Origin of the sequence: Cryobacterium sp. TMN-39-2 (assembly GCF_004402745.1) — a bacterium.
In the GTDB taxonomy this organism is placed as follows: Bacteria; Actinomycetota; Actinomycetes; order Actinomycetales; family Microbacteriaceae; genus Cryobacterium; species Cryobacterium zongtaii.
In genome coordinates this window covers 109,929-135,533 of record NZ_SOFX01000011.1, presented here as the reverse complement: position 1 = coordinate 135,533, position 25,605 = coordinate 109,929, and the positions used below count along the sequence as shown (strand labels likewise).

Here is a 25,605-nt window from a genome sequence, read left to right as displayed (position 1 = left end):
GCGGCCGCCCGCAGGAGGTGCAGTGAGCGCTGCCCTGTCACGCGGCGGGGTTCAGCGCCGCAATGGTGGCGGCGTAGCGCCCCTCGACCTCCGCGAACCGCAGGAACTTCACGGTATCAACGAGAATCTCCTGCGCGTCGGGCTGCGCTTCCAGAAGAGCCATAACCTCGTCGGCGAAGGCGTCCAGAGGCATGAAGTGCTCGTTCACCGAGTTGCCGGCCATCAGTTCGGTCTGCACGGCCGGCGGAACGAGCTCAATGACCTGCACGGATGTTCCGGCCAGCTGCATCCGAATGGTCTCGCTGTACTGGTGGATGAAGGCCTTGGTGCCGTTGTAGGTGGGGGTAAAGGCCAGCGGGGTGAAGGCGAGCCCTGACGAGACCGTCATCAGGGTGGCGTCTGGGCGGGTCTGCAGGTGCTCGATGAATGCGGCGACCAGCCGCAGCGGCCCGTTGATGTTGGTCTCGACGATGCGTTCAGCTACGGCCAGGAAACCAGCACCGCGCACATCCTCGGCGTTCATCACCCCGGCCATGGCGATGAGTACGTTCAGGTCGCTGTGCTCGGCCAGAATCTGGTCGCGGGCGGCCAGCACGGAGGCGGGGTCGGTGGTGTCGATGGTGACGCCGGACAGCCCGTGCTCGGCGGCGAGGCGCTGCAACACGTCGGCGCGGCGCCCGCCGATCACGACGGTATTGCCGGCGGCCCGCAATCGCAGGGCCAGGGCGAGTCCGATGCCCGAGGTGGCGCCGGGGATGAAAATGGTGTTTCCGGTGATGTTCATGACTCGAGTGTGTGCGGCGGCGACCGGATGCGGGAGAGGAGCCGTTGTCGTAGGACTGCCGGTCCCTGGAGAGCGGAGCGTCGGTGGCGGATGATGGACGCATGGACCAACCTGCTCTCGCCGATTTTCTCCGCTCCCGCCGGAGCGGGCTCCGCCCTGAGGACGTCGGCCTCCCCGCTGGACCGCGTCGATTGGTCCCCGGGTTGCGCCGCGAGGAGGTCGCCGCGTTGGCCGGGATGTCCGCGGACTACTACGTGCGGATGGAGCAGGCCCGCAGCCCGCAACCATCCGAACAGATGTTGGCGGCCCTGGCCCGGGCGCTGCGCCTGAGCAACGACGAGCGGGATTACCTGTACCGCCTCGCCGACCACAACGTGCCGGCGCGCACGCCACTGGACACGCACGTTGCCCCCTCCCTGATGCGGGTCTTCGACCGGCTCGAGGAGACCCCGGCGTTGATCCTTTCCAGCCTCGGTGAGACTCTGGCGCAGAACTGGCTGGGCGCGGCGCTTCTCGGCGACCACTCCCGGCACACCGGGCTGGCTCGCAGCAGCGTCTACCGGTGGTTCACCGACCCCACCGATCGGGAGATCTACCCGTTTGCCGACCGGCAGCGGCAGAGCCGGGCCCAGGTGGCCGGCCTCCGTGCGGCCTTCGGCGCGGCGGGTCAGCGCTCGCGAGCGGGTGCGTTGGTGCGAGAGCTGAGCCGGGTGAGCGCAGAATTCACCGAAATCTGGGAACTGCAGGATGTGGCCACCCGCTTCCAGGACCACAAGACGCTGATCCACCCGGAACTGGGTCCGATTGAACTCGACTGCCAGACGCTCCTCACCGAGGACCGTGGTCAGGCGTTGCTCATCCTCACCGCGGCGCCGCGGAGCGAGGCCGCCGAGAAGCTGGCGCTCCTGGCCGTGCTCGGCCATCAGCGCTTCGCGCCGGCTCCCGTGACCCGCGGGCCAGCCCCCGAGTAGTGGTTTCGTGAGCTCGTTGGTGCTGCTGCGCCCTGTATGGCCGGGTGCACCCGATGTGGAGGGCGCAAGGGGCCATACGAGATGCAGTCGTGCTCTCTGCCGACGCCGACATGGACCGGCCGGTGTCAAAACCCCGCCACCGCGCGTACCGTCATCGCCAACAGGAGGCCCGGTCGAGTCGTGAGGTAAGAGCGGAAGCACAGGGTTTCAGGCGGCTTTGTCCGAGGTTGCGCCAAGCAGACCGCGACTGGTCCCGCCCGCCGCCGAGTCCCCGGTTGGCCCGACGGCGGACCAACCTTACGCACGGGACTAGTTCCTGAGGTCGACGGGCATCCTCTTCGGGCCAGAGGCCAGCATCAACGATCCGGGTCGGGTCCGCTCTCGTCGGGGCGAACCGGTCGCGAGGTATGCGCAGACGAATTCCTTCACCATCGCCCCGGCCCGGCCGGTGATGCGAATCGCCCGAGGCCGGTCCGCCTTAGTGAGGAGCTGGATGATCGCCCTCTTCCGCCCGACGCTGATGCACTGAGCGCTGAAACCGACATCGAGCTTCGTCAGGCCCCCACCGCGCAGAACTGCCAGAACGTTGTCTGCCGCGTGGCCGCCAAGGGGCATGGCGATGGCGCACCCCATCCGCAGGTGAGAACCCACGGAGGACGGCGGGTGCACGGCGTCGCCGGCACCGAAGATTTCAGGGTACGCAAGCGAACGGAGTTCCTCGTCGACCAGCAACCGGCCGATCGGGTCGACGTCGAGCCCGCTGCGTCGGGCAAGGTCGGGGACAGCGAAAGAGGCGGTCCAGACGGTGACGTCGCTGGGAAGAAGCGTGCCGTCAAGGAGTTCAACGGCGTCGGCCTGGACCCGGCTGGCGCCGCTCCCCTCCATCACGTTGACTCCGAGCTTATTCAGCGAACGGAGGACGGACTTGCGGGAGGCCGCGGGGAGATGGGCGAGCACGGCGCCTCTCGACACCAGGGTGACCGACGCTGTCGGGTGCTGTTCCGCGAACTCAGCGGCGGCCTCCACACCCGTCGCCCCGCCCCCGACCACGACAATGCGCTGGCCGTCCGGGCCGGTGGCGAGCGCAAGGCGCGCGGTCTCCGCCCCGTCAGCGTTGCTGAGCAGGTGCGCGAACTCGTCCGCACCGGGTACTCCGAGCGCGGCCGTGCTCCCCACGGCGTAGACCAGGGTGTCATAGGGTTCGCTCGTGATCCCACTGCTCGTCGCGACGGAGAGCACCCGGGCAGGAGCGTCGATCCGCAGCACCGTGCCCAGGACGATCTCGATGCGGTCGTGCAGCATGTCGTCCAGTGGAATCGCGGCGCTCATGCGCACCCCTGCGGCCACTTCGTGCAGGCGCACGCGTTCGATGAAGTCGGTGCGGGGATTCACCACTGCGACGCGCACCCGGCGGCCCTCGGCAGCCGTCAAGGACGCTTGCACCCGGTTTGCCGCGAGGATTCCGGCATAGCCGGCCCCGATGACGACAACCCTGTGCTCGGAACGTGTGCTCATGCGGTCTCTTTCTCGAAAACGGGCGGGTCACAAGTAATGACCGCCGCCTCCGCCGAAACGTGACACCTGGCGGCACTCGCGCGGGGCCTGTCACGAATCAGCATTGGAAACGGTGTAGCGGTAAGTTGATGCCGGATCGCACACCGAGCAGCACCGAACAGAGGATGCCGATGGGAGTTCCCAGTCGCGACGTTACCGCAGCAGAAATGGATGAGCTGGCGGCCGGGTTTGAGTCGATGCGCCCCCGGCTTTTCGGCATCGCCTACCGCATGCTCGGCAGCGCAGTGGAAGCAGAGGATGTCGTGCAGGACGCCTGGGTCAAGTGGCAGACGACCGACCGCTCGGGCATCCGCAGCCATCCTGCATTTTTGACGACGATGACGACCCGCCTCACGATCAACGTGGCGACGTCGTCGCGCATGCGTCGGGAGACCTACATCGGCCCGTGGCTGCCGGAACCGGTGTTAACCGGCGCCGATCCGGAACTGGGAGCGGAGAACACGGAGGCCCTCGAAGTCGGGCTCCTGTTGCTGATGGAACGACTGACGCCACAGGAGCGCGCCGTCTATCTGCTCCACGAGGCCTTCGGCTACACGTTCGGTGAGATCGCCGCGGTCGTTGAGACCACGGAGGCCAACGCCCGCCAGCTCGCCCGGCGTGCCCGCCTGCACCTCAAGGAGCACAGCGACAACCGCGTAACCGTCGCGCAGAAGAACCGTCTGCTCCGCTCCTTCCTCGCCGCCGCTCAAGCCGGCGACCTGGAGGGCCTGCAGACTCTGCTCGCCGACGACATCGTCCTGTACTCGGACGGTGGTGGGAACGTCACCGCCGCGCGCCGGCCGGTCGAAGGTCCCGACCACGTGGCACGGTTCCTTCTCGGCACGGTTCAGAAACTACAGATGCATGTCGAGCTCCATGTCGCCGCAGTCAACGGCTCCGACGCCTTCGTGCTTCGAATGGATGGCGAGCCGTTCCTCGTCGGGGCCATTGGGGTCAGCACCCGCGGTATCGACCGGATCTTCTTCATCATGAACCCGGTGAAGCTCGGCGCCGTGCGCGACGTCCCACTCGAGAGGCACCCGTCGTAGGCTGACAGCACGCGATGGAAAGGAGACCGCCATGGCCCAGACGACATCGGCAGTGACGCCGGCAGTGGCCGAAGTGATGGCCGAGTTGGCCGCCCTTGAGGATCCTCAGATCCGCGCAGTGAACGCCAACCACGGTGACGACCACGGCGTGAACCTCACCAAACTGCGCGCGGTCGCCAAACGGATCAAGACCCAGCCGGAGTTTTCACGGGACCTGTGGGCGACCGGGGACACCGCAGCGCGGCTGCTCGCCCTGCTGATCTGCCGGCCGAAGGCGTTCGAGCGGGATGAGTTGGATGCCATGCTGCGCGAAGCCGGCACACCCAAGGTGCAGGACTGGCTCGTGAACTATGTGGTGAAGAAGAACTCGAACGTCGAGGAGCTGCGCGTGCTCTGGTTCGCCGACACCGACCCCGTGGTCGCCAGCGCCGGTTGGGCGCTGACCACCGAGCGGGTGGCCAAGTCCCCCGAGGGCCTCGACCTGGATGGGCTGCTCGAGCTCATCGAGGCCGAGATGAAGGATGCGCCGGAGCGCCTGCAGTGGGCGATGAACCACTGCCTGGCGCAGATCGGGATCGAGCATCCCGAGCACCGCGCTCGCGCCCTGGCCATCGGCGAGCGCCTGGAGGTACTCAAGGACTACCCGACTCCCCCTGGCTGCACCTCACCGTTCGCACCCGTCTGGATCACCGAGATGGTCAGCCGCCAGAAGGCCTGACGACAGCCGGCTTCGAGCCGCGAGTCAACCCGTCGGCAGCCAGGTTCGCGCTGCGGTGACCAGCGCCGTCACCCCGATCGCGAGAGTCGGGTCGATGACCGGAGCGTAATGCGGGGAGTGATTCGACGGAACTGTGCGCAGGGCCGGGTCGGTCATGTCCCCGGTGGTGAACAGCTTGGGGTCGGTGCCGCCGAGGAGCCAGTACGACAACGGGGCATCCGCGCTGGTCGCGAGGATTCCGACATCCTCGCTGCCGGCGCCGGCACCCGGGTCAAGAATCTGGTCAGGTCCGAGCCACTCGGCGAAGGCGTGAAGTGTCTTCCCCAGCGCATCCGCATCGTTGACCACGATGGGGAATCGCTCGATCTCGGTGATCGTCGGTTCTTCCGGAGCGCCTGCCGCCTGCGCCTCGCCCTTGGCGATACGGTCGACGCTGTCGAGGATGTGTTGACGCACCCCGTTGGTGTAGCTGCGGATGTTCAACTGCAGCTCGGCCTCGCCGGGAATCACATTGGCCGCATCGCCGGCATGGATCGAACCGACGGTGAGCACCGCAGTGTCGGTGCTCGGAATCTCCCGCGAGACGATGGTCTGCAGGCGAAGCACGGTCGCCGCCGCCATCACCACCGGGTCGATCGAGTTCTGAGGCATCGAGCCGTGTGCTCCCTCGCCGATAAGACGAACGCGCAGGGAGTCCGACCCCGCATACGACGCACCGGCGTGCCCGGCTATCTTGCCGGCCGGCAACGGGGCCACATGCTGTCCCAGCACGATGTCGGGCTTGGGAACCTTCTCGTAGAGTCCGTCGTCGACCATGGCCTGGGCGCCCGCGCCGAGTTCCTCGGCGGGTTGGAAGACCACGACCAGCGTGCCCGACCAGCTCGACCGGTCGGAGGACAGGACCTCGGCTGCACCGACCAGGCAGGTCGTGTGGAGGTCGTGCCCGCAGGCGTGGGCCACGGGGACAACCGTGCCGTTCGCGTTGGGTGCGGTCACGGTACTGGCATAGTCGAGCCCGGTGTCCTCCCGGACCGGCAACGCGTCCATGTCGGCGCGCAACAGCGCGGTGGGGCCCGCGCCGTTTTCCAGGACACCGGCCACTCCGGTGCCACCGATGCCGGTGGTGACCTCGAACCCGAGTGTCGTCAGGCGTTTCGCGACGATCTCGGCGGTGCGATGTTCCTGGAAGCCGAGTTCGGGGTGAGAGTGCAGATCTTTGTAGAAGTCGGCGAGGGCCGAATCGGCGGTCAGATTCTCATTCACGGTATTCACGTCTGCTTCTTTCGTCGCGGATTTCGCGTTCAATTTAGCGCCGCTCGACACCGATCGAAAGGCCGCGCGCAACACCGCCGCGGCCCAAGCGATCGCGCCGTTCACCGCCCCGGACTGTCAATCCCGGCCCCAAGCGACGGGCCTAGCCAGCACCGGGCAGCGGTGCTGTGGTTCGGACCGCCGTGACCACGTCAAGGATCGCCTGGGTCGTCGCGGCAGCATCGGCTTCGTCCGAGACCAGGGATGCGTGGGTGGCACCGTCGACGACGCGGTGTGAGCTGTTCGTCGACAAGGAGGCCATGGCCGCCTGTTTTGCGGGCCAGTCGGAAGCGCTACCGCTACCTGCTTCCAGAACGACCAGAGGCTTGTCGGCGAAGCTCACCAGGGTGCCGGCCTGCTCCATCGAGGAATTGGCCAGGAGATACTCCTCAACCGTGCTCCCCAGTTGGCCGCCTTTCGCGACGCTGGCGCGCGCCTGAGCCTGAGAATCCGGCGGGAGGGTGTCGTAATCGAACTGACCGTACAGGCGACCAACGCCAAGACGGGCCGACGCCGACACCAGCGCGGACACGCGACCCATCGGGTCGTACGAGTCCCCCGCAGCCGCGGAGGCTGCGCTGGGTTCCGTCGTCGAACTCGGGGCGGTGGAGTCGATCAACACCATTCCGGCCACCTCGTCGGGGTACAGGGCTGCGAAAGTTTGCGCATAGAGCCCCCCAAACGAATGGCCGGCCAGCACGTAGGGTCCGTCAGCCCCTCCTCGCTGCAGCAACGTGTGCAGGTCGGTCGCGATCTGGGTCGCGTCCTGCGGAGCATCCGCGGGTTCGCTCCACCCACGTCCGGCCCGGTCGTAGACGCAGACGAGCGTGTCCGCGGCCACGGCCGGCTCGATCCACCCGAGCACGGCGGAAATTTCGCCTCCGCCCGGCTCCAGAATGACCGTCGGGCTTCCAGTGCCGGTGCAGCTCAGGTGCAGACGATGTCCGCCGACGTCGACCAGCTGACCCGCCATCGGGTGTGCGCGGGTGTCCACCGCCTCCATCACGGTTTCGTAGCCGCCGCCGATCGAGGCAACGGCCAGCAGGGCGATCACCGGGTACAGCAGCCAGCGTCCGCTCCGGCTCCGAAGCTGCGCGTGCACCCGAATGGCCATCCAGATTGCCGTCACCAGCACGACGGGCGGCCACACCCAGTTGAGCACCTCCTGCAGTGGGGAGCCGAAGACCACCAGAAGAAGACCGCCCAGGCCCAGGACTACTGCGGGGACCGCAGCCCACCGCTGCGGCTGATCGGTGAATCGGATGGTGAGCACGGCCAACACCGCCCAGCCCAGTCCGAAACCGAGGAGGACGGCCCCGGTGACTTCGCCTTCCCCTGGCCGGATGAACGGGGCGGCGGCCAGAAGCAGAGCGGCGACGAGTCCGAAGGCCAGCGACCCGAGGACGATCAAACCCACATGGCGCCGCAGGCCGGGACCGGGTCGGTCCGTGTCCTGACTCGAGGGCGTGGTGGGGATGGTGGTCACGATGGACTCGATTCCATGCGCTGCTGGCGTGGTGCGAGTGCAGCCGCTCTGCACGCGTGGCACCTGCCGTTACCTGGAAGCTACCACCACAGCTGAGCCGCTGGGGTCGGGTTCAGGGTTCGTACCCGATGAGCCAGTGCGGTCCGTGACGGTCGACGACCTGGCCGTCGGACACGCCCCACGGCTTCGGGGCGAGGAGATCACCGATTCTGCCGCCGAGTACCGGGGAAACTCAGATAGAGCAGCGGCGCCGACTTGCGCAGATCCTATTTACGCCCCGCGAACAGGGCGTGCAGCAGCGGAATGACCGACCCGATCATCAGGACTGCGCCGAGAACCGCATCGTCACCGCGGAGCACCGCGCCGGCGATGAGCAGGGCACCGAACAGCACCGCCGACACCACTCGACCCGCGGTGCGCTCCAGCCGCGCGACCCGCCGCTCGAGGCCCGGGCTCGTCACCGCCACAGTGCCGTCCCCGAGGCGGGTGACGATCGCGTCCAACCGCTTCGGCAGTCCCCAGGCGATGCCGGCGTTCTCCAGCGCCTGCTTGCCGAGGTCCTGGGCCACGTTGCCGCGCTCGTCGCGCAACAGTTGCGACGCATACGGCTCGATGGAGTCCCAGAGGTTGAACGCGGGATCCAGCGAACTGCAGACCCCGGAGGTGAGCGACATCGCCCGGATGATGAGCAGGAAGTTCTCCGGCAGCTGGAACGGCAGCGACCGCACCACATCGCCGAACTGCACGGCGAAGTCGCGGAACTCCCGCGGGTCCACCTCCCGCAGCTCGGCGAAGCCCATGCCGCCGAAGCGGGCGAAGAGCTGGGTCATCGCCCGCTCCAGCTCGGTCGTGTCGGAGGAGGGAAGCAGCACGCCCACATCGCGCGCCGCTTCCACGAGGCCCGTGCCGTCCCGCGAGGCGGCCGCGATGAGCATCTTCCGCAGTCCGCGGCGGGTGCTCGTGGGGACCTCACCCATCATGCCGAAGTCGATGAACGTCAGTCTCCAGCCGCGGCCGCTCGGATCGTCCGGCATCGGGGTGACGAAGATGTTGCCCGGGTGCGGGTCGGCGTGGAAGAACCCGTTGGTGAACAGCTGGTCGAACATCACGGCGGCGAAGACCGGAGCCACCTGCGCCGGGTCGATGCCCGCAGCGTCCAGCGCATCCGTGTCGGTGATCTTGATCGCCGTCACGTCTTCGAGAGTGAGCACGCGTCGGGTGGTGCGCTCCCAGACGATCTCGGGCACGCTCACCCGCTCGTCGTCGGCGAAGTCCTCCGCGAACCGCACGGCGCTGGTGGCCTCGTGCAGGTAGTCGATCTCCTCGAGGCAGGTCAGCGCGAATTCCTCGATCAGCGCCGGCGCATCCACCCGGTCGGAGACGAGGCGCACGTGACTGAGCCAGCCGCTCACCCTGCGTAACGCCGCCAGGTCGACGTCGACAATGGCGTCGATGCCGGGCCGTTGAACCTTGATCACCACACCGTGCAGGCCGGTGTCGGCGGCATCGAGCGGGGCGAGCCGCGCACGATGAGCCTGACCGAGGGATGCTGCCGCCACCGGCGTCTCGTCGACCCACGCGAACGCCCGTTCCAACGGCATGCCCAGCTCAGCCTCGGCGAGCGCCCGGATCGCCGGGAAGGCAACCGGCGGCACCTCGTCCTGCAGTCCCTCGAGTTCGGTCGTGATCTCGGGCGGCAACACGTCCAGCCGGGACGACAGGAACTGGCCGACCTTGATCATCAGCCCGCCCAGGTCCACGGCGAGCACATGGAAGCGTTGCGCGAAGCGGCGCATCCGCTTGGCGCGGGTGCGCTCGGCGACCCGCGCGAGCCCGATGCGCGGCAGCAGCAGCTCGTAGAACCACGTGACGGCGAGGTTCCAGCCGGCGAATCGAAGAATGCGGCGGTACCGCGCACGGGTGTCCCCCGCGCCGGGGTTCACGCGCATTCGGACCCGGCGACCCGGCGTCACCCGCTAGTCCTGGGCGAGGATTGAGTAAATCCGGCGACGTGCCTCGTCGATGGCCGCAACAGCCTGCTGGATCTGCTCCGGGGTGCCGGTGCGACCGACCTGGGCGGCGGCCTGCGCGAGCTCGAATCCGGCCTTGGGCAGAGCGGTGAACTTGGCGTCCTCCGCCTCGGTCTCCGGCGCCCACGGCGCTTGGCCGGCAGAGGTGGTGGCCTCGGCGCGGCCCGCGTCGGTGAGCGAGTAGGTCTTGCGACCGTTCGACTCCTCGGCGCTGATGAGCCCCTCGTCGGCCAACAGCTGCAGCGTCGGGTACACCGAACCGGCGCTGGGCTTCCAGGAGCCGCCGCTGCGTTCCTCGATTTCGTGGATGATCTGGTAGCCGTGCATCGGCTGTTCGACGAGCAGAGCGAGAACCGCAGCACGCACGTCACCGCGGCCCATGCGGGTGCCCGCGCGCTTCTCGAACTTGGAGCGCAGCTGCTCCATCGCTTGCCACATGCCGTCGACGGGATTGCCGCCGCCGAACCCGCCAGTGGGGAATGAATTGCCCATGATGACCTCCTCAGTGAATCGCTAACGATACTCAACGATATAGTCAGGCGCGGGCAACCGATAGGGATCGGAGGGAGTCAGACTCGACTCTCAGCGAACTCTCGCATAAGCGCAGAATCTAGGATGGTCGGATGCAGTTCTCCCTGTGGGTGGCCCTTGTCGGCGCGGGCGCCTTGATCAGCTTCACGCCTGGCGCGGGGGCCATCAACACCATGAGCAACGCCCTGAATGCGGGCTTTCGCCGTTCGATCTGGGGCATCCTCGGCCAGCAAGCCGCGTTGCTCATCCACATCGTGATCGTGGCACTCGGTGTGGGTCTGCTCGTGGCCAGTTCGCCGCTCGCGTTCAACGTCATTCGTTACGCCGGTGCCGCCTACCTGGTTTACCTGGGCGTCCGGCAGTTTCTGGCGAAGCCGGAGCTCGATTCCGAACAGACCAGAGCTTTGAGCGATGAGCCGCGTTCGTCGATGTTCCGACGCGGGCTGTGGGTGAACATGCTCAACCCGAAGGCGATCGTGTTCTTCTTGGCGTTCCTGCCCCAGTTCATCCGGGTCGACCGGCCGTTGCCGGCCCAGTACCTGATCGTGGCCGCCACCGTCGTTGTGATCGACATTCTGGTGATGTGGTTCTTCTTCGCCGTTGCGGCACGCTCATTCCAGCGATTCACCCGCGACGCTCGGGGTCAGCTGGTGGTGAACCGGGTCTTCGGCGTGCTCTTCGTGGCCGTCGGCGTGCTGCTCGCGGTCATCCACTGAGGTCTCGGGCCGTCGGCGGTTGATGCCGGCCCGCCGTTAGGGTGAGCACATGCGATGGGGTCGAACATATTTCGCCGTGCAGGCGATTGCCGGTGCCGCGTGGTGGTTCGCCGTGTTCGCGTCCCCCCCGGTGCGCGACGTGACCCTCGGCGGCCTCAACCCGATCCTTGTCGCCGCCGTCGACATCCCCCTCTTCGTCGGAGCTTCGGCGCTGGCGGCGCTGGGCGTGCGGGGCGCCGCGGTGGTGAGCACTGCGTGGACCGGCATCGTCGCCATCACGCTGGCGGGGTATGCCACGGTCACCACCGAAGCCGGCTGGGGCGTGGTCATCATGGCGGCGGCCACCGCCGGGTCCGCGTTCGCGCTGTGCCTCGTGGCGCTCGGGCGCATCCCCACCGAGTGGATGATTCGGGGCCCGTTCGCCTTCCGGCCCGCCGCCGCGCGCTCTGCCGCGGCGTCCCACGTGGTCTCGACCTTCTCGCAGATAGCGGTCTTCTGGGGCCTGTTCCTCGTGGTGATCCCGCTCATCGCCGCGGTCCTCGAGCGCCGCTGGGCAATCGCCCTGCAGTTCCCGGCGTTCACCGTTCCCCTCGGCGTAGCCGTATTGATGGCCGCCAGTGCTCTGGGCATCTGGTCGGCCATCGTGATGTCGACGCTGGGAGACGGCACACCGTTGCCCTCGGCGATGCCGAACAGCCTGGTCATCGCCGGACCGTACCGCTGGGTGCGCAACCCGATGGCGGTCTCCGGCATCGTGCAGGGTGTTGCGGTCGGCCTCATCCTCTCGTCGTGGCTGGTCCTTGTCTATGCGGTCGCCGGCTCGCTGCTCTGGAACTACGCCATCAGGCCGCACGAAGAGGCCGACCTCGAACAGCGCTTCGGCGCCGAATTCCGCCGGTATCGTGATGCGGTGCGGTGCTGGCTTCCCGGAGCGCCGGTGTCGCCGTCCCGCCCGTGAGTTAGGAAGGGCGGGCGGCGAGTACGCAGAATTCGTTGCCCTCGGGGTCGGCGAGGACTACCCAGGAAGCACCATCCTGGCCGACGTCAGTAAGGCTCGCACCCAGCGCGATCAGCCGCTCGACCTCGGTGGTCTGGTGGTCGGGCACAAAGTCCAAATGCAGGCGGTTCTTCACGCTCTTCACTTCGGGAACGGCGGCGAACAGCAGCGTCGGATGGGCTCCCTCCGCGGGTGCGATCTCCAACTCATCGTCGTTCTCGCCCACCACAACCCAGCCCAAGGCGTCTCGCCACCACAGCCCGAGCGCCTTCGGGTCGCGGCTGTCGATGACGACTTCTTCCCACATCAATGACATGCCCACAGAGTACCCGGGCGATTACTCGACCCACCAGCGCCCCGCTGCGCAGTAATGTGGACTCCGTTGCCGTCGCCCTGCACCAGGACGACACCCCGATCCAAGGAGAACCAGATGTCGGTCGGCTTGCTCGCCGTAGTCGATGACATTCTTACCGCCGCCCTCAAGGCGAGCGCTAAGACCGCCGGCGTCGTCATCGACGACGCGGCCGTCACCCCGCAGTACGTTCAAGGGCTGACGCCGGCGCGCGAGCTGCACGTTGTCTGGCGGATCGCCCTGGGCAGCCTGTTCAACAAGTTCGTCATCATCATCCCCCTCGCGCTTCTGCTCTCCGCATTCGCGCCCTGGGTGTTGCCGTTCCTGTTGATCCTCGGCGGCACCTACCTGTGCTTCGAGGGTGCGGAGAAGGTCACCGAGTGGTTCGGCGTGCATCACGCCGTCGCCGAGACCGAATCGCGGGACGAGAAGAAGCTGGTCTTCGGCGCCATCCGTACCGACCTCATCCTCAGCACCGAGATCATGCTCATCGCCCTGGCCAGTCTCGACCCCGACTTCGGCATCTGGATGACGCTAGGCGCTCTGGTGGTCATCGGCCTTGGCATGACGCTGCTCGTCTACGGTGCTGTCGCACTGTTGGTGAAGATCGACGACATCGGGCTGTCCATGATGAAGAACTCCGCACGCCAGGTGCGCCGCACCGGCGCCCGCATCGTGGCAGCGATGCCCGCCGTGTTCAAGGTGATCAGCATTATCGGAACCGTCGCCATGCTGTGGGTGGGTGGTCACCTGGTGATCACCAACCTGGCCGAAACCTTCTGGCACGGCCCCTACGACGTGCTGCACGCCGTGACGCACGCTGTCGAAGCCGCTGGACCCGTCATCGTCTGGGTCACCGACACGGCGATGTCGGCCGTGTTCGGGGTCATTCTGGGCATGATCGTTGTCGGAATCGTTCTCGGCGTGTCGCGCCTGCTCAAGCGAAACCAGCCGGAGAGCGCCGCGCACTGAGGCGATCCGTTCAGGTCTCCAGCGCTGCCTTCAGCCGCTGCAGGTGGTCGCCGTCTTCCTTCTTCAACACGGCAGCGACCAGTGGGAGCATTAGCCTCTTCGCTCTGCTAGCCGTGAGATCACAGACCAGCTCCACGCGTGTGCCCGCCGCTTCGGGGTGGAACGCATACCGATACACGGTTTCGATTCCCTCGGTCAGGTTCTTCACGGCGTAGGCCTGACTCGGTTCATAGGCCACGACCTCGAGGTCGGCCTGTTCGTCCTTGCCCCTCATCACGCGGGTCTCACGCAGGAGCGTCCCGACGCGGATGGGCCCGTCGGTGAGCTTGACCATGCTCGTCACCGAGTGAACGACCTTGGGCGCGTTCTCCGGTGCGGTAACAAAGTCGAAGACGTCGCGCGGGGGCCGAGAAATCCATTCGCTCATCTTGAATCCGGCCATTTTTCTCCTCCGTCGGGTCGATCGTAGTGAGCGGGACGGATGGCCGCCAGGTCACGAGGGCTGACGTGTGCGGGCAGGACCCGTGCCGGCCGCGGTCAGTGTGATTCGTCTAATTCGGCGTAGAGCCGCGTGGTGTGCAGGGCGAGATAGGAGATTTCGTCGGTGGTGATGACCCGGTTGATCGCCGTGCCGATCAGCTCGGCGATATCCACGGCGGCCTCGGCGGCTTCGGGATAGGCCTGCTGCACCGCACTGAGCACGTCCAGGCGGGATGTCTTCAGTTGTTTGTCGCTGGCGGCCCGGGCGAACACATAGCGAAGATGCGTCACGAAACGCGTGGCACTGCTCGCGTTCTCATCAATGGGTCGGCCCCAGCGCTGCGCCAGGCGCAGGAAGACCCGGCTGATGGTCTCGGTCATGGCGACGGTCTTCGAGAAGTCACCCTTCGTCCACTGCTGGTTGACGAAGTGCAGTGCGAACGCGACCCATTCGTCATCCTGCAGCCGCACCCCGAGCCGTTCGTTCACCAGGATCAGAACCTGCCGCCCCAAGGCTGCTTCGGCGGGATAGAGCTGGGCCACCTCCCACCGCAGCGGGAAGTCGATGAGGGTGCCTTCTCGCGCCCGGTGCACCGCGAAGGTGAGGTGGTCGAGTACCGGGATCATCAGCGACTGTCGCGGCTCCAGGCCCAACGCCGCATGGCCCAACTCGGTGATCGTCTGGGCCAAGGCGATGTGGTCGGAGGGTGCATCGCTCAGCAGTCCCGCCAGCTGAGGGGCCCGGTAGAGCCCCTCAGCCACGAAGCGTTGATCGGCCAAGGTGATATCAACGGTTTCTCCCGGGCGGCGTTGGAAACCGATTCCTTTACCCAGCAACACCACCTCGGTGCTGTCTGCTTCGATGGCGAGCACCACGTTGTTGTTGTAGACGCGTTTGATGCTGGCCTGCTTCGAGGAGATCAGGTCGGACTCCTCGGAGTGTCCGCTCCCTACGGTTACCGCCATGGACAGCCCCTTATTTCTGACGGACCGTGATCACGGATGCGCCGTTGGCCTGCAGATCCGGCGCACTCATGGAGAATTTGGCTCCATTGGTCAGCAGGACGGGGGTGACCATGGATGGCACCTTGGTCTTGATGTCGAGCAAGTCGCAACTGATGATGACGTCACCGCGGGAGACCGTCTCGCCGGCCTGCCGGTGACCGGTGAATCCCTTGCCCTTGAGGGTCACGGTATCGATGCCGATGTGGACCAGGATCTCCGCCCCGTCGTGGGTGCGGACGGCGAACGCGTGCAGCGTTTTTGCGACCAGGACCAGTTCGCCGTCCACCGGGCTGCGGAAGAATCCGCTCGTTGGCATGACGGCAAATCCGTCGCCGACCGAGCGCTGTGCGAAGACGGGGTCCGGAACCTCGTCGAGTGAGACGATGCGCCCCGACACGGGGCTGTAGACGGACTCGCTCTTTTTCTTGAATGGGTTGAGCATGTGCGTGTTCCTTTAGTCGTCGAGGCCGAGGCTCTCATTAATTGCGCTCTTGTACAAAATGGCTTTGCCGCCGTAGACCGCCTGAACGCCGCCCCGGACTTCGAACACGTCCGTGGCTCCCAGCTTCCGCAGGGCGGGCTTGTCGACTTTGCTGGGGTCCTTCACCGAGACGCGCAACCGGGTGATGCAGGCGTCCACCTCTTCGAGGTTGGTCGCTCCACCGAGGGCTTGCAGGATCTGTGCGGCTTCTTTCTCAATCGTGCTTTCGCCGCGTCCGCCGACCGTGACCGGCACGAGGGCGGATTCGTCCTGGGTTTCGGGCTCGGCCACGCCGATGGTGTCTTCGAGGTGACCGGGAGTGCCGATCTTGAACCGCTTGATCGCGAAGCGGAAGGAGAAGTAGTACAGGGCGAACCAGACCGCGCCGATCGGCAGCACGAGCAGCCAGTTGGTCTGATCATTGCCTTGCAGGATGCCGAAGAGCGTGAAGTCGATCGCGCCTCCGGAGAAGGTGTTGCCGAGACGGATGTCCAGAATGTCGGCGAGGAAGAACGAGACACCGTCAAGGAAGGCGTGGAACACGTACAGCAGGGGTGCGACGAACAGGAACATGAACTCGATCGGTTCGGTGATACCCGTGATGAACGAGGTCAGCGCAACGGAGAGGAACAGGCCCGTGTACTTGGCGCGGCGGCCCTTGGGGATGCAGTGCCACATGGCGAGGCAGGCGGCGGGAAGGCCGAACATCATGGTGGCGAAGCGGCCGGAGAAGTAGCGGGTGCCTTCGGTGTACAGACCGACGTGGTTGGGGTCGGCCAGTTGTGCGAAGAAGATCTTCTGGGCGCCCTCGACCATTGTTCCGTTGACCAGCTCGGTTCCGCCCAGCGGGGTGTACCAGAACAGCGGGTAGATCATGTGGTGCAGGCCGACGGCGCCGCTCAGGCGCATCCCGAACCCGTAGAAGAACGTCCCCACCGGCCCGAGGCCGGCCATCCAGGTGCCGGCGGAGAGCATGCCCTGCTGGATGGGCGGCCAGGTGAGGAAGAAGAAGATACCCACGAAGATCGCGGCGAAGGCCGTCACGATCGGTACAAAACGGGATCCGCCGAAGAAGCCGAGAACCGCCGGCAGTTCGATGTTGCGGTAGCGGTTGTGCAAGAACACGGCCGTGGCGCCGATGACCAGTGCGCCGACGACGCCGGTGTCGACGGGTTCGGCGTCGGGCTTGAAGATGTCCAGCATCGCGGTGATGGTGGCCGTCATGACCAGGTAGCCGACGATTCCGGCCAGGGCAGCGGTGCCCTTGTCCCGCTTCGCCAGGCCGATGCAGAGACCGATCGACAGCAGCAGGGCCAGGTTGGTGAAGATAGTCGATCCGGCGGCGGACATGACGCCGAAGATTCCCTGCAGAATCGTGTTGTCCAACGCCGGGAAGGCCTGGACAGTGTTGGGATTGGACAGCGCGCCACCAATGCCGAGCAGGAGCCCGGCGGCTGGAAGGATCGCGATCGGCAGCATGAACGCTTTGCCGATCTTCTGGAACTGCTTGAACATGATGACTGCTCTCATTTCAGGCGCGGCAACAGAGGCGCGCAGGAAGGAAGGGGGTGACGGAGAAGTTGTTAGGCGAGGGCTTCGACGAACTCGGTGGCGATTTCCAGGGGCCTGGTGATCGCACCGCCGACCACGACGCAGAAGGCGCCGAGGTCGATCATCTGGCGTGCCTGCTCCGGGGTACGGATCCGGCCCTCGGCGATGATCGGCACCGCGGTCTGGGCGACCAGCTGTTCGACCAGGCCGAAGTTCGGCGCCGGTGCCGCCAGGGATTGCGGCGTGTAGCCGCTGAGGGTGGTGCCGACGAAGTCGACCCCGGCCTCAGCCGCGGCCAGGCCCTCAGCGAGGGTGGCGATGTCCGCCATCAGGGCCAGTCCCGGGTGTGCGGCCCGGATCTGCTCGACGAAGGCGGCGGGGCTCAGTCCGTCGACGCGCTCACGGTCGGTGAGATCCACAGCCACGATGTCCGCGCCCGCACCGACGAGGGCATCCACCTCGGCCATCGTCGCGGTGATGTATGGCTCGAACGGCGGGTACTGCTTCTTGATGAGCCCGATCACCGGAAGCTCGACGGCGGCCTTGATCTCACGGACATCGCGGGTGGAGTTGCTGCGAATCGCCACCGCACCTGCTTGGGCAGCCGCTGTGGCCAGAAGCGGCATCACGCCGCCATCGGCGACGAACAGCGGCTCGCCCGGCAGCGCCTGGCAGGACACGATAAGACCGCCACGCAGGCGGTTCAGAAGAAGGGGGCTGGTCATGGACGTACCTCGGTCACTGAAAGACGGGATAGTCATGCACAGAGCAGTGCATAACTTTCGTCTCAGGTTTTGCCGTAAGTTACAATCCCGATGACTCTGGCGAAATGATCGCGCTCGTATAACGTACATGTTTTTCGCCGGTTCGTCGAGAATTCCCCATCAGTTTGCGATCTCGTAGCGCAAAAGGACCACGCCGTTCTCGAACGACGCCGCCACGACCAGCTTCAGCTCGCGCTGATCCTCGAAGATGCGCGTTCCCTTGCCACGTGACGCCGGGCACACCCGCATCTGCACTTCATCGACGACACCGGCCACCAGCAGGGAGTGCATGAACCGCAGACTCCCCCGACACGAAGCTGAGCCCACCTTCTTCCTCCGCGGCGAGATTGTCGACAGTCACCCACTGCTGGACTATGAGCTTTCGCATGGCGAGACTGTAGCCCGATGGCGCACCGCATCACCTCGACTTCGTGGCCGGCGAGGTGTCGGCGGCTTCCTAGCCGGGTGTGCCGTCGTGCGCTCGGTGCTGGGCGAGCTGCTGGAGTTGCCAGTTGTGCACGTCGGGCAACCACTCCAACGGGGCCGCCGGGCCGACCCGCGGGTCGTCGGGAACACCGCCGTCACGCAAGGCCTGCACGTACGCGCGATCCTGGGTGATGCGCGTTCGAAGCTGTACAGCCCCGCCGATTGAGCCGTGACCGGGGATGACGACAGCCATGTCGTCCGCCACCCCCTCGAACAGCCGCAGCGCTGCGAGGTAGTCCTCGATCGGATTAGTGGCCTGCAGGTCGAGGAACGGCATCAGGATGTCCGAGAGCATGTCGCCGGCAACAAGAACACCGCGCTCCTCGATCACGAGCGCCGCATGGCCCGGCGCATGCGCCTGATGCTCGATGATGCGAATTCGGGGGCCGTCCCAGGGAATCTGCGCGGCTTGGGCGGGCAGACCGGTGATGAAGCCGAGTAGATCCATCGGGATCTCGTCGGCGTACTCCGGCGGCAGCCCCTCGGCGATCTGGTCCTTCCAATCCGCGTTCGACAGCACACCCCGGATGGCGGCCGCGCAGCGGGCTGTGCCATACCGGGGCACCACACCGAAGCTCGGGTGCCAGAGCACGTGGTCCCAATCCGGATGCGTCGAGAAGCCGGCCACCACGGGCTGGCCCAACGCGCGAAGGTCGTTCGCAAGGTCGGTCATTTCGTTCGCCGTGATGCCGGGGTCGATGAGCAAAACGCCGGCCCGGCCCTGCACAACAACGGAATTGCTCTGGATGAACTCGCTCACGTGAACCAGCACACCCTCCGCGACCTCCGTCAGCATGGGAGTCCTTCCGCTTGAGTTTGCGATCAATTGTCGAAACGGTACTACTGGCGGAAGTGGAGCACCACGGGCGAAGCGGGTGAGCCGTGACATGTCCACGGGGTCTCCCTACAATGGGGTTCAACAGTCTCTATTCGGCTGAGACTGTCGATTCGAGCGGCGGCCGTTCGAACTCGCGACGCGACTCTGAGCGCACCGGGGAGGACGATCGCATGGGCAGCACGGACGACGCACCAACCGCATCCCAGGCTCACACCAAACCACCACCGGGTGGCGCGCGCACGTTCGCGCAGGTGCTGGTGAACACGGCGGTCGCGAACGTCACGACGAGTTTCCTCTGGTTCGCCCTCACCTTCTGGGTCTATCTGGAGACACGGTCGGTGCTCGCCACCGGAATCATCGGCGGAGCGTACATGCTGCTCGTCGCCGTGTTCTCCATGGCGTTCGGCACGATCGTGGACCGGCATCGCAAGCACCTGGTGATGGTGTTCGCGGGCCTGGTCACCCTCATTGCGTTCGGCATCGGCGGCGGGCTGTATCTCGTGTTCCCGGAGTCCACGCTGCTCGACATCAACGGGCCGATGTTCTGGCTGTTCAGCGGAATCATCCTCTTCGGTGCGGTCATCGAGAACATGCGAAACATCGCACTGTCGACGGTCGTCACGCTGCTGATCCCGACCGAGCGGCACGCGAACGCGAACGGGATGGTGGGCACGGTGCAGGGGCTCGCCTTCATGGTCACCAGCGTCTTCAGCGGGCTCGCGATCGGGTTGTTGGGCATGGGCTGGACGCTCCTCATCGCGATCATTCTGTCGGCGGCGGCCCTCCTGCACCTGCTGTTCCTCCGCATCCCCGAAGACCAACCGAAGCAGGATGGCGAGCGGCGTCCGCTGATCGACCTACGCGGCAGCATCACGGCGGTGCGGGCGGCGACGGGACTCTTCGCGCTCATCATCTTCTCGACGTTCAACAACTTCATCGGCGGCGTCTACATGGCGCTCATGGACCCATACGGACTCGAGCTCTTCCCCGTCGAGGTGTGGGGAATCGTGCTCGGCGTCTCGTCGACCGGGTTCATCATCGGTGGGCTGCTGATCGCGAAGTTCGGGCTCGGGCGTAACCCGGTCCGCACGATGCTGCTGATCGTGATCCTCATGGGCGTGCTCGGGGCGCTGTTCACGATCCGCGACTGGTGGTGGCTGTACGCCGCGGGCATCTGGCTCTACATGACGCTCATCCCCGCCGTCGAGGCGTCCGAGCAGACGGTCATCCAGAAGGTGGTGCCGTTCCACGTGCAGGGGCGGGTGTTCGGGTTCGCTACGGCGTTCGAGTCGGCGTCGGCCCCGATCACCGCATTCCTCATCGCGCCGATCGCCGAGTTCATCATCATCCCGTTCATGAACTCGGATGCCGGGCGCTCCAGCTTCGGTGCGCTGCTGGGCGACGGCCAGGCCCGGGGTATCGCGCTGGTATTCCTCATCGCTGGGATCGTGATGGTGCTCGCGGCCATCGGGGCGTTCTTCACGAGGTCGTACCGCCGCATTTCGGCGCAGTACCTCGACCAGTCCGAGTCGGTATCGGCCGAGGGCGCTCAGGATCCGACGGCGGAGGCGCAGCTGCGGCACTGATCCACACCAAGTCCCGAGTGGGGGGCACCTAGCCGGAATCCGCTGCCCCCGGCTATCGTGGCGTCCAGCGTCTGGCGCAGCACAGGACGTGACCCCAAACAGATGAAGTCGCTTTCGCGACGTTACGGATTGGAAGTCAAATGCCAGAAAGCAGCAAGCCGACCATTGTCCTTGTTCACGGTGCCTGGGCGGATGCGTCCAGCTGGAATGCCGTGAGCGCACCCCTTCAAGCCGAGGGGTTCACGGTGCTGGCCCCGCCCAATGAGCTGCGGGGACTGACATCGGATGCGGCATACATCGCGTCCTTCCTCGCCCAGCGCACCAGCGGGCCGGTGGTGCTCGTCGGGCACTCGTACGGCGGCGCGGTGATCACCAACGCCGCCGCCCAGGGCGGCGACGTGCGGGCGCTCGTCTTCGTCGACGCCTTCATTCCGGACGAGGGTGAGACCGTTGTCCAAATCCTCGAAGGCTCGGGCTCCGCGCTGGCGGTCGCCGACCCGACGACGGTGTTCGATGTCGCGGGCTATCCGGGTGCCCCTGAAGGCGCCGCCGAGGCGTTTCTCAAGCCCGAAACCGTGCACAACGCCTTTGCTCAAGACCTGCCCGAAGCAGATCGGTGGACGATTGTGGCCACCCAACGGCCGGCCTCGTTCGTCGCGAACGTGACCCCGTCGGGACCTGCGGCGTGGAAGTCGATCCCCAGCTGGGCGGTCCTGGGCACCGACGACAGGGTGATTCCGATCGCCACGCAACGCCGGATGGCGGAGCGTGCCAACTCGACGATCACCGAGGTCGACGCCTCCCACGTCTCGATGGTTTCGCATCCCGAGGCCACTCTCGCCGCGATCCACGCGGCGGTGGAAAACAGCGTCGCCCCGGCCGGAGTCGAAGCCGGCCGGGCACGCTAGCCGGCTAGGCCAGCGTCGGCTGCAACATCCCCTCGAGGCGCCGGTAGCTGGTCTCCATGCCGTCGGTCATGCCGGTCGCCAGAACCGCGTCACGCTGCTCAGCGTTGGCGTAGGTGATGACGAGTGCGAGCAGGGTTCCGCCCTCCACTTCCGTGAGGGTCAGCTCGTTGAGCGTTGCCGGGAAGTCCATCCCGATCATCGCTTCGGTCGTGACCGCGCGGTGCGGCGCCTCCGACTCGAGCAGCTCGCCGGTGAAGCCGAATCGCTCGTCGCCACCATCCCGCTGCCACTCGTAGCGGTAGCTGTCGCCGACGGTGGTTGCGATCTCGCACACGGGCATCGACCAACCGTCCGGACCGAGCAGCCATTGCTGCATGAGGGCGGCATCGTTGTGGGCCCGCCACACCTGGTCGACGGTGCCGCGGATGACCCGAGCCACCCGCACCTGGGTGTCGCTGAGTATCTGCGCCTGCGCCCCGCGCTCGGCGGCGAAGGATGCCAGGTCGGCCAGCACCTGGTCGATCTGGGCCATGGCCTCGCGGGTGCCCTCGAGCATGCCCATTTCGATGAGCTGCTGCATCTGCTCGAGCGAGTCGAAGCGCGACGTCGTCGTTAGGCGGCTGCCGCTGCTGGTCTCCTCGAACGCGAAGTCCATCCGGGTGGTCGGGAGGTCGGGGTTCGGCACTCCTGCCGCATCCGAGAACCTGTCGAGCACCTCGAACGTGTGCGGAGCGTCGGCCGAGGTCCACTCCCAGCAGCCGTAGTGCACGTCGCCTTCTGGCCCGGTCATGGCATAGACGCTGCGTCCGCCGGCCACGGCGTCGTGCCGGAGGAACGTGGCCGGATAGGTCGGTGGACCCCAGAACCGCTCGATCTGGCGCGGGTCGGTGTAGGCATCCCAGAGCCGGCGGAGTGGGGCCGTGAAGTCGGCGACGATTGTGATGGTGAGCTGGTCGAGGTCTTTCTCGACAGTGGTGACGGGCATGATGTTCCCTTCGGTTAGGTGTCGGGTGGAGCCGTGTCGTCTTCAGCGAGCAGGATGTCGAGGCGGTCGATGCGCGACCGCCAGAGGTCTTCGAAGCGGTCGAGCAGGCGCTGCGCCTCGCGGATGCGGTCGGGGTTTCCCCGCACCATCCGCTCACGACCATGTGGTTCTTTGGTCACGAGCCTGGCCTCCTCCAACACTGCAACGTGCTTCTGAACTGCCGCGAACGACATTTCGTAGGAATCCGCCAACTGCGATACAGAGACATCGGCAACCAGCGTGCGCCGCACGATATCCCGCCGCGTCGCGTCCGCGAGGGCGCGGAACAGGCGGTTTACGTCCTGATCGGAATACTCTAATACAACCATTTGATTGTATGATATGCGCCGAAAACGAATCCCGCAACCACTCGGGCCTGCTGAGCCGAATCGGACGGTCCGCTTCGATTTCGGCCGCGAGGTCCACGACCTGTGCGAGGATTTCCTACCGGACCTGAGAACGCTGCGGTCAGCGTCGGACGCTGTATTGGTGCTCGGGGCGCCCCGTCGACCCGTAGCGGAGGGTCACTTCGACTTCACCGCGGGTTGCCAGGGCCGCGAGATGCCTCTGCGCCGTGGCGCGAGACAGACCGGCGCGACCCGCGATCACGCTGGAGGACGATTCGCCGTCCTGGAGCATTTCAATAATCAGCTTCTCGGTGGTGGAACGCGAGGTGGAGGCCACTCCCCCGTCCCGGCCATGCAGCACCCGCTGAGCACGTTCGATGGCGTCCTGGTCAAGTTGGCGGTCTTCTGCCACCAGGTTGCGAAACCGGCGATAGGCATCCAGCCGCTCGTTCAGCCTGGCGGGCTCGAACGGTTTGATGAGGTAGTCCAACGCCCCCGCGCGGAACGCACGGCGGACGGTGGCGCCATCGGACGCCGCACTGATCATGACCGCGTCGACGTCGATCTCGGCGACGAAGGCGATGCCGTCGCCGTCGGGGAGGTAAACGTCGCAGAGGACGAGGTCGGGCCGAAAATCGCGCATCGCCGCGCGAGCGGCGCGCACTCCCCGCACTGGTTCAAGAGCGGCATAGCCGGGGCGCGCCGCGACGATGTCGCGATGAAGGCCACCGACATGGAAGTCGTCGTCGACGACGAGCACGTGAATCGTATCGGGCATCAGTCTTCTCCTTGTCGGGGGCGGGTCGGTGCCCGCATGACCCCGGGCAGTCGGGCGCAGAACACGGCACCGCTTCCGTCGCGACCGCCGGCGTCGGCAAGCCATACCTCTCCGCCGAGACGCGCGGCAATGTCGCGGACCAACGGCAGACCGATGCCCCGCCCATGCACCGCGTCCGGGTCGAGGTCGGTTCGCGGAACGTCGCTGAACACGCGAGCCCCATTCGCCACCCCCTGCCCGGAATCGGACACCGTCATGACGAGAGTGTCGGCGTCGTCGAGCAACTCCACGTCTACCCAGCGCGGCTGCTGACCGTACACAGCCGCGCTCACCGCATTGTCCACGAGGTTGGCGAGCACAGTGGCCACATCCTCGGGCAGAGAGACGACTCCCCGCACCAGCGAGTCCGCCCCCACGGTCAGGTGCACGCCCCGTTCACCGGCTTGCGCGGCCTTCGCTTCCAGAAGCGACACCAGGAAGGGCTCGGTCAGGTGCTCACCGGTGGACGGACCGCCGGCGGTGCGGGACGCCTCCAACACGTCGTCGAGGTAGGCCCGTGCGTCGGGCACGCGGCCCGCATCCATCAGACCGGCCGTCACGTGCAGCCGGTTCGCGAACTCGTGGCGCTGCACCCGAAGAGCATCCGTCATCGACGCCACGGTTTCGAGGCGATCCGTGAGGGTCACGACGTCGGTCCGGTCGCGGATCACCGCGATCAGGCCCAGGTCCCGATTCGCGTGCGACACCGGGTGGGTGTCGATGTAGACCACATGGTTGGCGAGCACGACCGGTTCGGCCGCATCCGGTGCCCGTCCACCCGTCGCCGACAGCTTCCGCTCCCCGGCCAGGGCAGCGATTACCGGCCCGGGCAGGGCGAGGTCGTGGATGCGGCGTCCGACCAGGTCGGGGATGCCCAGCAATCGCGCGGCCGTTGTGTTGGCGACGGTCACGACGTCGTCCGGGCCCCACGCGAGCACCCCGTCCCCGACGCCGTCGAGCACCGCAGCCTGGTTCTGGACCAGCGCGGACATCTCTTCGGGCTGAAGGCCGAGGGTGAGGTGCTCGAGGCGGCGGCGGAGGACGAACGACACGACAGCGCCCAGTGCCAGGGCAACGACGGCGGCCAGCGCGACGCCCCCAAGCAGGAGGGGAAGCTCTTTGAAGACACTGCTCGGGGCGAACCCGACGCTCACCTCACCGGTCGGTTCATCGGTGTCGGGGTCGCGAACCGGCACTTTGGCGCGAGCGGACTCGCCGAGGGTGCCGGCTTCCCAGGACACCGTCTCGCGTCCGGCCAGAGCTTCGGCGAAGCTTGTGCTGACCTCCGCTCCGAGCAGCTGCGGATCGGGGTGTGCGAGTCGGATTCCGTGATCATCGGTGATCACGATGAACAGCGCGCCGGTATTGGCCTCCGCCGCTGCCGCCAGAACGGAGAGCGGTCCGCCGCGGAGGCTCGCGTTCGTCGGCGTTCCGGTGTCGGCAGACGCGCGGGCGACATCGGCGCGCACATCGGAGTCGGCGGCGACCGTGCGTGCGATCGACAGCGCGGAGGTCTCGGCCTCGGCCCGGAGCTGTTGCACGCCGATGGAGACGAAGACACCGGTGCAGATCGCGACGATGACGGTCACGCAGGCGAGCTGCCACAGCAGCATCTGCGTCGAGAACCGCACCTTCGCCTCCTTGCGGCGCATCGAGCACAATGCGCAGAACTAACGATATGCGCAATACGTGCAGCAAAGCGACTTACGGCGCGTGGCGCCGGTGGCCTACCTAAGCTTCACACTCATCGTCATACGCTTCGGCAATGACCGCCGAGTGGGATTCGCCCGACTCGGCCGCACAATTCAGACAAAGGAGTCGATGTGCTCGTCATCCTCGGATTCACC

General features: G+C 66.4%; 26 protein-coding genes and 1 pseudogene. 8 read left to right on the top strand and 19 right to left on the bottom strand.

Annotated elements, in window-relative coordinates; translation table 11 throughout:
* Window positions 1-37: 37 nt before the first annotated feature.
* Complete coding sequence (locus tag E3O57_RS02720; RefSeq protein WP_103461063.1) at window positions 38-784, bottom strand: SDR family oxidoreductase; 747 nt, start codon at window positions 782-784, stop codon at window positions 38-40.
* A gap of 101 nt (window positions 785-885) precedes the next feature.
* Here E3O57_RS02720 and E3O57_RS02715 point away from each other — a divergent pair, with 101 nt between their 5' ends.
* On the top strand, window positions 886-1,755 hold the full coding sequence (locus tag E3O57_RS02715; RefSeq protein WP_103461064.1) for a helix-turn-helix domain-containing protein: 870 nt from the start codon (window positions 886-888) through the stop codon (window positions 1,753-1,755).
* A gap of 309 nt (window positions 1,756-2,064) precedes the next feature.
* On the opposite strand, the gene E3O57_RS02710 is transcribed toward E3O57_RS02715, so the two are convergent.
* Window positions 2,065-3,270 (bottom strand): NAD(P)/FAD-dependent oxidoreductase, encoded by a 1,206-nt coding sequence (locus tag E3O57_RS02710; RefSeq protein WP_103479043.1) that lies wholly within the window; start codon window positions 3,268-3,270, stop codon window positions 2,065-2,067.
* A 170-nt stretch (window positions 3,271-3,440) separates the two neighbouring features.
* Between E3O57_RS02710 and E3O57_RS02705 the strand changes: the two genes are divergently transcribed.
* Both E3O57_RS02705 and E3O57_RS02700 read left to right on the top strand, forming a co-directional pair.
* A complete protein-coding gene (locus tag E3O57_RS02705) occupies window positions 3,441-4,358 on the top strand; it encodes an RNA polymerase sigma-70 factor (protein ID WP_103479042.1) in 918 nt (305 codons plus the stop codon).
* Between the two features lie 31 nt (window positions 4,359-4,389).
* On the top strand, window positions 4,390-5,076 hold the full coding sequence (locus E3O57_RS02700) for a DNA alkylation repair protein (RefSeq protein WP_103479041.1): 687 nt from the start codon (window positions 4,390-4,392) through the stop codon (window positions 5,074-5,076).
* A gap of 24 nt (window positions 5,077-5,100) precedes the next feature.
* Here the strand turns inward: E3O57_RS02700 and E3O57_RS02695 are convergent, their stop codons facing one another.
* The 5 genes and pseudogenes from E3O57_RS02695 to E3O57_RS02675 all read right to left on the bottom strand — a co-directional run bounded on the left by E3O57_RS02695 (window position 5,101) and on the right by E3O57_RS02675 (window position 10,395).
* Window positions 5,101-6,348 (bottom strand): amidohydrolase, encoded by a 1,248-nt coding sequence (locus E3O57_RS02695; RefSeq protein ID WP_103479040.1) that lies wholly within the window; start codon window positions 6,346-6,348, stop codon window positions 5,101-5,103.
* Between the two features lie 142 nt (window positions 6,349-6,490).
* The gene (locus tag E3O57_RS02690; protein WP_198416788.1) at window positions 6,491-7,873 is read right to left on the bottom strand and encodes an alpha/beta hydrolase; all 1,383 of its coding nucleotides are present in this window, start codon (window positions 7,871-7,873) and stop codon (window positions 6,491-6,493) included.
* A gap of 112 nt (window positions 7,874-7,985) precedes the next feature.
* Window positions 7,986-8,090: pseudogene (locus E3O57_RS19065) on the bottom strand (VOC family protein); the annotation flags it as partial.
* 49 nt (window positions 8,091-8,139) lie between these two features.
* On the bottom strand, window positions 8,140-9,822 hold the full coding sequence (locus E3O57_RS02680) for an AarF/ABC1/UbiB kinase family protein (RefSeq protein ID WP_103479038.1): 1,683 nt from the start codon (window positions 9,820-9,822) through the stop codon (window positions 8,140-8,142).
* A 27-nt stretch (window positions 9,823-9,849) separates the two neighbouring features.
* The gene (locus tag E3O57_RS02675) at window positions 9,850-10,395 is read right to left on the bottom strand and encodes a PadR family transcriptional regulator (RefSeq protein WP_088455833.1); all 546 of its coding nucleotides are present in this window, start codon (window positions 10,393-10,395) and stop codon (window positions 9,850-9,852) included.
* Window positions 10,396-10,526: 131 nt separating this feature from the next.
* Here E3O57_RS02675 and E3O57_RS02670 point away from each other — a divergent pair, with 131 nt between their 5' ends.
* Together E3O57_RS02670 and E3O57_RS02665 are read left to right on the top strand one after the other, a co-directional pair.
* Complete coding sequence (locus E3O57_RS02670) at window positions 10,527-11,150, top strand: LysE family transporter (protein WP_088455832.1); 624 nt, start codon at window positions 10,527-10,529, stop codon at window positions 11,148-11,150.
* A 49-nt stretch (window positions 11,151-11,199) separates the two neighbouring features.
* Window positions 11,200-12,108 (top strand): isoprenylcysteine carboxylmethyltransferase family protein, encoded by a 909-nt coding sequence (locus E3O57_RS02665; RefSeq protein WP_103461070.1) that lies wholly within the window; start codon window positions 11,200-11,202, stop codon window positions 12,106-12,108.
* A gap of 1 nt (window position 12,109) precedes the next feature.
* On the opposite strand, the gene E3O57_RS02660 is transcribed toward E3O57_RS02665, so the two are convergent.
* Window positions 12,110-12,463: a VOC family protein gene (locus E3O57_RS02660; RefSeq protein ID WP_103479037.1), complete on the bottom strand. Its 354-nt coding sequence runs from the start codon at window positions 12,461-12,463 to the stop codon at window positions 12,110-12,112.
* 114 nt (window positions 12,464-12,577) lie between these two features.
* Here E3O57_RS02660 and E3O57_RS02655 point away from each other — a divergent pair, with 114 nt between their 5' ends.
* Window positions 12,578-13,471, top strand: coding sequence for a DUF808 domain-containing protein (locus E3O57_RS02655; protein WP_088455829.1), 894 nt, complete (start codon window positions 12,578-12,580; stop codon window positions 13,469-13,471).
* A gap of 10 nt (window positions 13,472-13,481) precedes the next feature.
* On the opposite strand, the gene E3O57_RS02650 is transcribed toward E3O57_RS02655, so the two are convergent.
* From E3O57_RS02650 to E3O57_RS02620, 7 genes are all read right to left on the bottom strand, one after another.
* Complete coding sequence (locus tag E3O57_RS02650) at window positions 13,482-13,913, bottom strand: SRPBCC family protein (protein ID WP_103461072.1); 432 nt, start codon at window positions 13,911-13,913, stop codon at window positions 13,482-13,484.
* Window positions 13,914-14,008: 95 nt separating this feature from the next.
* Window positions 14,009-14,917: a PRD domain-containing protein gene (locus E3O57_RS02645; RefSeq protein ID WP_103461073.1), complete on the bottom strand. Its 909-nt coding sequence runs from the start codon at window positions 14,915-14,917 to the stop codon at window positions 14,009-14,011.
* A 10-nt stretch (window positions 14,918-14,927) separates the two neighbouring features.
* Window positions 14,928-15,398 (bottom strand): PTS glucose transporter subunit IIA, encoded by a 471-nt coding sequence (locus E3O57_RS02640; RefSeq protein ID WP_103461074.1) that lies wholly within the window; start codon window positions 15,396-15,398, stop codon window positions 14,928-14,930.
* A 12-nt stretch (window positions 15,399-15,410) separates the two neighbouring features.
* A complete protein-coding gene (locus E3O57_RS02635) occupies window positions 15,411-16,952 on the bottom strand; it encodes a PTS transporter subunit EIIC (protein WP_103461075.1) in 1,542 nt (513 codons plus the stop codon).
* 68 nt (window positions 16,953-17,020) lie between these two features.
* Complete coding sequence (locus E3O57_RS02630; protein ID WP_103479036.1) at window positions 17,021-17,713, bottom strand: N-acetylmannosamine-6-phosphate 2-epimerase; 693 nt, start codon at window positions 17,711-17,713, stop codon at window positions 17,021-17,023.
* Window positions 17,714-17,872: 159 nt separating this feature from the next.
* Window positions 17,873-18,043, bottom strand: a complete 171-nt coding sequence (locus E3O57_RS19060; RefSeq protein WP_241990277.1) for a hypothetical protein — start codon at window positions 18,041-18,043, stop codon at window positions 17,873-17,875.
* 166 nt (window positions 18,044-18,209) lie between these two features.
* Window positions 18,210-19,034 (bottom strand): MBL fold metallo-hydrolase, encoded by an 825-nt coding sequence (locus tag E3O57_RS02620; RefSeq protein WP_103479035.1) that lies wholly within the window; start codon window positions 19,032-19,034, stop codon window positions 18,210-18,212.
* A gap of 212 nt (window positions 19,035-19,246) precedes the next feature.
* On the opposite strand from E3O57_RS02620, the gene E3O57_RS02615 reads away from it, so the two are divergent.
* Together E3O57_RS02615 and E3O57_RS02610 are read left to right on the top strand one after the other, a co-directional pair.
* Complete coding sequence (locus E3O57_RS02615) at window positions 19,247-20,662, top strand: MFS transporter (protein ID WP_103479034.1); 1,416 nt, start codon at window positions 19,247-19,249, stop codon at window positions 20,660-20,662.
* Between the two features lie 140 nt (window positions 20,663-20,802).
* On the top strand, window positions 20,803-21,570 hold the full coding sequence (locus tag E3O57_RS02610; RefSeq protein ID WP_103479033.1) for an alpha/beta fold hydrolase: 768 nt from the start codon (window positions 20,803-20,805) through the stop codon (window positions 21,568-21,570).
* 4 nt (window positions 21,571-21,574) lie between these two features.
* Here the strand turns inward: E3O57_RS02610 and E3O57_RS02605 are convergent, their stop codons facing one another.
* The 4 genes from E3O57_RS02605 to E3O57_RS02590 all read right to left on the bottom strand — a co-directional run bounded on the left by E3O57_RS02605 (window position 21,575) and on the right by E3O57_RS02590 (window position 25,389).
* Window positions 21,575-22,555 (bottom strand): SRPBCC family protein, encoded by a 981-nt coding sequence (locus tag E3O57_RS02605; RefSeq protein WP_103461080.1) that lies wholly within the window; start codon window positions 22,553-22,555, stop codon window positions 21,575-21,577.
* Between the two features lie 14 nt (window positions 22,556-22,569).
* Window positions 22,570-22,923, bottom strand: a complete 354-nt coding sequence (locus E3O57_RS02600; protein WP_103479032.1) for a helix-turn-helix transcriptional regulator — start codon at window positions 22,921-22,923, stop codon at window positions 22,570-22,572.
* A gap of 139 nt (window positions 22,924-23,062) precedes the next feature.
* Window positions 23,063-23,719, bottom strand: coding sequence for a response regulator (locus E3O57_RS02595; RefSeq protein WP_103461082.1), 657 nt, complete (start codon window positions 23,717-23,719; stop codon window positions 23,063-23,065).
* Entirely contained in the window at window positions 23,719-25,389 is a 1,671-nt protein-coding gene (locus E3O57_RS02590; protein WP_341476131.1) for a sensor histidine kinase, read from the bottom strand. Before E3O57_RS02590 ends, E3O57_RS02595 begins: the two co-directional genes overlap by 1 nt.
* Between the last annotated feature and the right edge of the window lie 216 nt (window positions 25,390-25,605).

Excerpts from the sequence above, each read along its gene's own strand:
- E3O57_RS02720 (WP_103461063.1), bottom strand. The coding sequence starts at position 784 with ATGAACATCACCGGAAACACCATTTTCATCCCCGGCGCCACCTCGGGC.
- E3O57_RS02715 (WP_103461064.1), top strand. The coding sequence starts at position 886 with ATGGACCAACCTGCTCTCGCCGATTTTCTCCGCTCCCGCCGGAGCGGG.
- E3O57_RS02710 (WP_103479043.1), bottom strand. The coding sequence starts at position 3,270 with ATGAGCACACGTTCCGAGCACAGGGTTGTCGTCATCGGGGCCGGCTAT.
- E3O57_RS02705 (WP_103479042.1), top strand. The coding sequence starts at position 3,441 with ATGGGAGTTCCCAGTCGCGACGTTACCGCAGCAGAAATGGATGAGCTG.
- E3O57_RS02700 (WP_103479041.1), top strand. The coding sequence starts at position 4,390 with ATGGCCCAGACGACATCGGCAGTGACGCCGGCAGTGGCCGAAGTGATG.
- E3O57_RS02680 (WP_103479038.1), bottom strand. The coding sequence starts at position 9,822 with ATGCGCGTGAACCCCGGCGCGGGGGACACCCGTGCGCGGTACCGCCGC.
- E3O57_RS02675 (WP_088455833.1), bottom strand. The coding sequence starts at position 10,395 with ATGGGCAATTCATTCCCCACTGGCGGGTTCGGCGGCGGCAATCCCGTC.
- E3O57_RS02670 (WP_088455832.1), top strand. The coding sequence starts at position 10,527 with ATGCAGTTCTCCCTGTGGGTGGCCCTTGTCGGCGCGGGCGCCTTGATC.
- E3O57_RS02665 (WP_103461070.1), top strand. The coding sequence starts at position 11,200 with ATGCGATGGGGTCGAACATATTTCGCCGTGCAGGCGATTGCCGGTGCC.
- E3O57_RS02660 (WP_103479037.1), bottom strand. The coding sequence starts at position 12,463 with ATGTCATTGATGTGGGAAGAAGTCGTCATCGACAGCCGCGACCCGAAG.
- E3O57_RS02655 (WP_088455829.1), top strand. The coding sequence starts at position 12,578 with ATGTCGGTCGGCTTGCTCGCCGTAGTCGATGACATTCTTACCGCCGCC.
- E3O57_RS02650 (WP_103461072.1), bottom strand. The coding sequence starts at position 13,913 with ATGGCCGGATTCAAGATGAGCGAATGGATTTCTCGGCCCCCGCGCGAC.
- E3O57_RS02645 (WP_103461073.1), bottom strand. The coding sequence starts at position 14,917 with ATGGCGGTAACCGTAGGGAGCGGACACTCCGAGGAGTCCGACCTGATC.
- E3O57_RS02640 (WP_103461074.1), bottom strand. The coding sequence starts at position 15,398 with ATGCTCAACCCATTCAAGAAAAAGAGCGAGTCCGTCTACAGCCCCGTG.
- E3O57_RS02635 (WP_103461075.1), bottom strand. The coding sequence starts at position 16,952 with ATGTTCAAGCAGTTCCAGAAGATCGGCAAAGCGTTCATGCTGCCGATC.
- E3O57_RS02630 (WP_103479036.1), bottom strand. The coding sequence starts at position 17,713 with ATGACCAGCCCCCTTCTTCTGAACCGCCTGCGTGGCGGTCTTATCGTG.
- E3O57_RS19060 (WP_241990277.1), bottom strand. The coding sequence starts at position 18,043 with ATGCACTCCCTGCTGGTGGCCGGTGTCGTCGATGAAGTGCAGATGCGG.
- E3O57_RS02620 (WP_103479035.1), bottom strand. The coding sequence starts at position 19,034 with ATGCTGACGGAGGTCGCGGAGGGTGTGCTGGTTCACGTGAGCGAGTTC.
- E3O57_RS02615 (WP_103479034.1), top strand. The coding sequence starts at position 19,247 with ATGGGCAGCACGGACGACGCACCAACCGCATCCCAGGCTCACACCAAA.
- E3O57_RS02610 (WP_103479033.1), top strand. The coding sequence starts at position 20,803 with ATGCCAGAAAGCAGCAAGCCGACCATTGTCCTTGTTCACGGTGCCTGG.
- E3O57_RS02605 (WP_103461080.1), bottom strand. The coding sequence starts at position 22,555 with ATGCCCGTCACCACTGTCGAGAAAGACCTCGACCAGCTCACCATCACA.
- E3O57_RS02600 (WP_103479032.1), bottom strand. The coding sequence starts at position 22,923 with ATGGTTGTATTAGAGTATTCCGATCAGGACGTAAACCGCCTGTTCCGC.
- E3O57_RS02595 (WP_103461082.1), bottom strand. The coding sequence starts at position 23,719 with ATGCCCGATACGATTCACGTGCTCGTCGTCGACGACGACTTCCATGTC.